This window comes from Mesorhizobium sp. M2A.F.Ca.ET.042.01.1.1 (assembly GCF_003997405.1).
GTDB lineage: Bacteria > Pseudomonadota > Alphaproteobacteria > Rhizobiales > Rhizobiaceae > Mesorhizobium.
The window spans coordinates 1-5,249 of record NZ_RZRX01000342.1 but is presented as its reverse complement, the minus strand read 5'-3'; the positions used below and the strand labels follow the sequence as shown (position 1 = coordinate 5,249).

Here is a 5,249-nt window from a genome sequence, read left to right as displayed (position 1 = left end):
AGATCCTTCTGCTTCTGTCGAGTGTAGGATTTCGAATGGCAGTACTGTTCCTACCCGCTAAACATAGCAAGGGGATCCGCCTGAGGCCAAATTTCCCGAAGTTTTACTATACTTCTTTGCGAACGATTCGTTGGGGTGGGAATGAACGTCTATTGCAGGGGACTTGCTCGCATCAGGCACGCGACAACTGGCGAGATCTACGAGATTGAAAGTGATGAGCTGGATTGGGATGCCGTGGGCGGCGATGAACGTCAGATGGGGTCAGAGATCCACTATGAAGCCGTATTGGAGCATCCCACATTAGGGGAACTGAACTGGTCGCTGTGGGAATATCCAATAGGGGTTGAAAACCATCACGAGACGAATGCGGGACGACATCAGGTCGTTGAGGATTTCGATTACGGCCTTGAGCATGACGAGCCTGAGCCGGAAGACTGGGAGGGGGATTTGAACAATCCGGTTGAGGCCGAAGCGCCAAAACAAACATTCAGATTCATTCGTGGAGGCGACGCCGATGGCCGCGAATATGATTGGGGCGACGGCGCCGATATCCTTCGCAAGGCCCTGGCTGAGTCGCTGAACGCGAAAAATGTTGCATTCCTGCTCGGCGCGGGATGCTCGTCGCTGCGCGTCGACAATGCCGAGGTTGGTATTCCGACCATGGCGCCGCTTGCCGCGGAATTCACCAAGGCGCATGAGCAGGATGTAGCTGGGCTACCTACCAATGCCGAGCGCAAGGTGCTTCTGGAGCAGCTTGGCATCGATATCAGCGCTCAGGAATATGCCCGTAATCTCGAACGCCTGATGGAACTGCTTCACAGCCTGCGCTTTTCGCTGGGGCGAAGCTCGCTTGAAGTGTCGAAAAAGCAACTGATCATCGTGGAGTCGATCATCAAGAAGGTCCAGGCTTTTCTTTGGGCCAAATGCACCAAAGGGGCTTTTGCCAAAGGCGATCGCGGCGTCCTGAACCTATATGAGACCTTCTACCGTAAGCTCGTTCTGCGTGATCGCTCATTGCCTCGGCCCTGGGTGTTCACGACCAACTACGACCTTTTCAACGAGACGGCGATGGACAGGCTTGGCCTGCCATATGCAAACGGGTTCTCCGGCGTTGTCGAGCGTCGCTTTAACCCTGCCACATTCCGGTATGCTCTGGCGGAACAACTCGATCTGACCAGCCGCAAATGGTCAGCGGTCGATGGGTTCGTCTATCTCTGCAAGATCCACGGCTCGATCAGTTGGACGGAGGATGATCACGGGCTATTCCCGATCAGGGAAGCCGCCGCGTCCGAAGAGCCCGGCAAGGTGATGATCTACCCGACGCCGGCGAAGCAGAATGCCAGCCTCGGATCGCCATACGCCGACCTTTTTCGGGAATTCCAGTCACGCGTCGTTCGCGAGCAGAGCGTTCTGTTCACGATGGGATATGCGTTCGGCGACGAGCACATCAACAACATCATCTACCAGGCATTGACGATTCCGACATTCAGGCTGGTGATCTTTGTCGATCCCACCCTTGGGGGCGATATTGCCAAGCTGAAAGCCCTGAAGGATCCACGAATTTGGATTATCGGGGGCGAGGGTCCGGAAGCCGGTCGCAAGGCGCATTACTTCGCCACCATCATCGAGCAGTTCCTGCCGCAGAGGCCGAGCGAGCGCATTGACGATGCTGTGCGCAAGGTTCTGGAGGCGATGGCTCCTTCCCAGAAGAAGGAGGAGCAGGAATGAGCCGCGACGACCGAAAGCGGGCGATCGGCAAGGTTGTCTCTGTTGCGGCCGACAAATTTGTCGTCGAGATGCATGCTGGCACCGACAACTTCACGGTCGTCGGTTTCGATGATGTCCACTACGTGGCTCGTCTCGGTTCCTTTTTGATGGTCCCGGTCCAGACGGAATACGTCGTTGCCGAGGTCGTCGGGCTCCGAGAGCGCGATGTCGGCAGTTCGGATCGACGCGATGGCGATATGGACAAGGCGTCTTCGGCGAAGTTTCTGGATGTCGTGCCCGTCGGGATGCTTCCTCAAAAGCCGGGCGAGAAATTTCGGTTCGGTGTGTCGATATTCCCGTCGCTCTACGCCGATGCGCTTTATGCCCTGGACGCCGAGCTTGATCGTGTGTTCGAAACGGACGTTCCAAGCGAGCCTGCGCCGAAAAGGGGAGAGCGCCCACCAATCCCGCCGGAGGCAACCAGGTTCCGCGCCCTGACGATCGGCAGGTCCGTCATTTTTGACGGCTACGATGTCAAGGTAAGGATTGATGACTTTTTCGGAGGGCACACGGCCGTCCTGGGAAATACCGGCAGCGGCAAGTCCTGCACGGTCGCTTCCGTTCTGCAGTCGTTGTTCGACAAACCCGACGAGCATCATGCGCGTGGCGCGACGTTTGTGGCTTTCGACGTCAACGGAGAGTACGCCCGGGCGCTGACCCCCTTGGCGAACGGCAATGGGATTGGTGTTTCCCATGTCATTCTGGATGGAACAGCGGCCGAAGGTCGTTTCCGGTTACCTCACTGGTTCCTCGAACAGTCGGAATGGGAGCTGCTACTGCAAGCGAGCGAACGCACCCAGGTGCCGATCCTGCGCATGGCGCTCGGTCTTGCGACGCTGTTTTCGGGAGGAAATGCGCAGGCACTCAATGGCATCAAGAACCATATCCTGGCGACGTGCCTCAGCCAGATCCTGCGTGACGATTCCGGAAGTCCGTCGAAACACGATCGTATGGTGGGCCTTCTGCAACGCTTCAATACCCAGCAAATTAACAACCCGACGATTGCTCGCTTCATCAGGATCAACTTCGGCCAGATGGTCAATCCGGAAGGGCTGACGACCTATCTTCTTGGCGGGGCACAGGGAGGAGGCTTCATCATCGATGGCCTAAAGATGCCTGCGTATGAGTCTCTTCCATTTGAGTTTTCTGCCCTTGGCGAAGCGCTGGATCTCGCGATCCTCTACGAGGAGGCGCATGGGAACCGGCAGATACGCGACTACTGCTCGCAGATGATCACCCGATTCAAATCTCTGGAAGAACGGGCCGAATATGCTTTTCTCCGGCACGGGGTGCAGGGCGGTGGCGTTGATCCGTCCATGGGCGTTTTTCTGTCACAGCTTCTCGGGTTGGCGCAGAATGGGGCGGGCTGGCTGAAGCAAAATCAGGTCATCATCATCGACATGAACGCGGTCGAAGATGAAGTGGTGGAACTCGTGGCTTCCGTTCTGGCACGGATGTCGTTTCGGCTTCTCCGCCAGGCGGATCCGCGCAACCGCTTTCCGGTCCACCTGCTGCTCGAAGAGGCGCATCGCTACATTGCGTCCACGCCCTCACGTTATGCGATTGATGCGAGCCGCGTTTTCGAGCGCATTGCGAAAGAGGGACGGAAGTACGGTCTTTTCCTCCTGGTCGCGTCGCAGCGGCCGAGCGAGTTGTCGAAGACAGTGCTTTCGCAGTGCTCGAATTTCGTGATTCACCGCATCCAAAATCCGGATGACCTCTCGCATATCCGGCAGATGACACCGTTCATCTCGGATGCTGTTTTGAAGCGTCTTCCCTCTCTGCCAAAGCAGCACGCTCTGGTTTTCGGAACCTCGGTCAATCTTCCGACGACGTTCAAGGTGCGTGACGCGGTCCCGCTCCCGGCGAGCGATGACGCGAAAATCCGCGATCTTTGGTTCCACGAGCAAGGGCGAGCGGCTCAGGTCCGCATTGGTGCGCCGCCTGCTCGGGATGCTGGTGCAGGAGGCATCTTCGACTGATGATCGATGCCTCTAATCTGGAAGAACTAGCCAGCGCGCTTGAGGCCAGTCCGGATTATCGGATTCTCCGACGACTTCGGCCGCGGCCACGCCTTGCAGATTTTGACGATGCTGAGACCCGCATGGGCCTCTTGGTCGATGTCGAAACCACAGGCCTCGATCCTGAACAGGACGAGATCATCGAACTGGCAATGGTGCCGTTCCGCTATACGCTGAATGGTGAAGTGGTCGAAGTTTTGGAACCCTTCGACCGTCTCCGTGAGCCGGCGAAGCCGATATCGCCCGAAATCACCGCTTTGACCGGGATTACCGACGCGATGGTTTCCGGCCAGTCGATAGATCCCTCGGAAGTCACAGCGTTTGCTGGCCCGGCCCATGTGGTCATAGCGCACAATGCGGCGTTCGATCGGCGTTTTCTGGAGCGCTTCAGCCCTGTGTTTTCAACCAAGCCGTGGGCCTGTTCGATGTCGGAAATTGATTGGGCCGCCGAAGGGTTCGAGGGAACGAAACTCTCCTATCTCGCGATGGCCTTTGGCTTCTTCTACGATCGACACCGGGCCGCGAATGATTGCTTGGCGGCTATAGAAATTCTTGCGCGCGAGTTGTCGCGTGCGCGTGTACCGGCTTTGGCGAAACTGCTTGAGCATGCACGCCTGCCGACCTGGCGGATCTGGGCCGAAAATTCGCCATTCGAATGCAAGGATCTCTTGAAGGCGAGGGGGTATCGCTGGAACGGTGAGGAAAACGGAAAGCCACGATCCTGGTACGTCGATATCGCAGACGCTGAAAAGGATGCAGAAATAGCCTACCTTCTGCGCGAAATATATCGGTATGAAGCTGACGTCCGAACTGTTCGCATCACCGCATATGATCGGTTCTCGACGAGAGTGTGACGGGCACGTGCCGACTATTCAGACGGGATTTTCATGGCTGATCGCGCCGTTCGGAACCCGCGAAACGCCAACGTGGATTACAAGGCAGTTTTCAGGACAAGAGATTCCAATTTTTCTTGCAGCCCGGGAATGAGGAAGCCGGCAAGATCAATGCTGTACGGCTCTGGCGCGAAGTCAGGTTCACCAGCCCGTAATGATTTGCCGATTCCCGCAGCGCGCTGCTTCCATTTCCCAGTGCGGTCCTGAGTCTCGATCGTCTTCTGCCGTGCGAAGCGCCGGATGGCGTGGCCAAACGCCACGACGTGCTCGGGATAGCCATCCGCGATTCGGTGGGCAACCTGCACAAGATGTTGGAAGCTCCATCCGACAGGCTGGCCCTCCCTGACACTTGCAAGCCCATTCATGAGAGCAACGAAGCTGCTGCTATCGTCGGGCAATGCCGGCAAAGCGATCTCACGCGCAAGAAATGCCTGACGCAATGCCGCCCAGGCACGAACCCCTTCCTCATCCAACTGCGCATGGGGAATCCACACGATCCAGAACGAAAACAGGTCGTTTCGTAGCTTGGCGGTCGCCGCTGCTTCGCGTTCGCGCAATTCCTGCTCTA

At 57.3% G+C, this 5,249-nt stretch carries 4 protein-coding genes; 3 read left to right on the top strand and 1 reads right to left on the bottom strand.

Annotated features, from left to right (window positions below; all coding sequences use genetic code 11):
* The first annotated feature begins 141 nt into the window (after nt 1-141).
* From EOA23_RS31215 to EOA23_RS31205, 3 genes are read left to right on the top strand one after another with little or no spacing between them, the layout of a single operon-like run.
* Complete coding sequence (locus EOA23_RS31215) at nt 142-1,728, top strand: SIR2 family protein (protein WP_245474402.1); 1,587 nt, start codon at nt 142-144, stop codon at nt 1,726-1,728.
* Nucleotides 1,725-3,749, top strand: coding sequence for a DUF87 domain-containing protein (locus EOA23_RS31210; protein ID WP_127306941.1), 2,025 nt, complete (start codon nt 1,725-1,727; stop codon nt 3,747-3,749). The genes EOA23_RS31215 and EOA23_RS31210 overlap by 4 nt, the downstream gene beginning before the upstream one ends.
* Nucleotides 3,749-4,642 (top strand): 3'-5' exonuclease, encoded by an 894-nt coding sequence (locus EOA23_RS31205; protein ID WP_189341775.1) that lies wholly within the window; start codon nt 3,749-3,751, stop codon nt 4,640-4,642. The genes EOA23_RS31210 and EOA23_RS31205 overlap by 1 nt, the downstream gene beginning before the upstream one ends.
* A 77-nt stretch (nt 4,643-4,719) precedes the next feature.
* Here EOA23_RS31205 and EOA23_RS35895 read toward each other — a convergent pair.
* A partial coding sequence (locus EOA23_RS35895; RefSeq protein ID WP_189341774.1) for a hypothetical protein occupies nt 4,720-5,249 on the bottom strand: 530 nt, incomplete at its 5' end.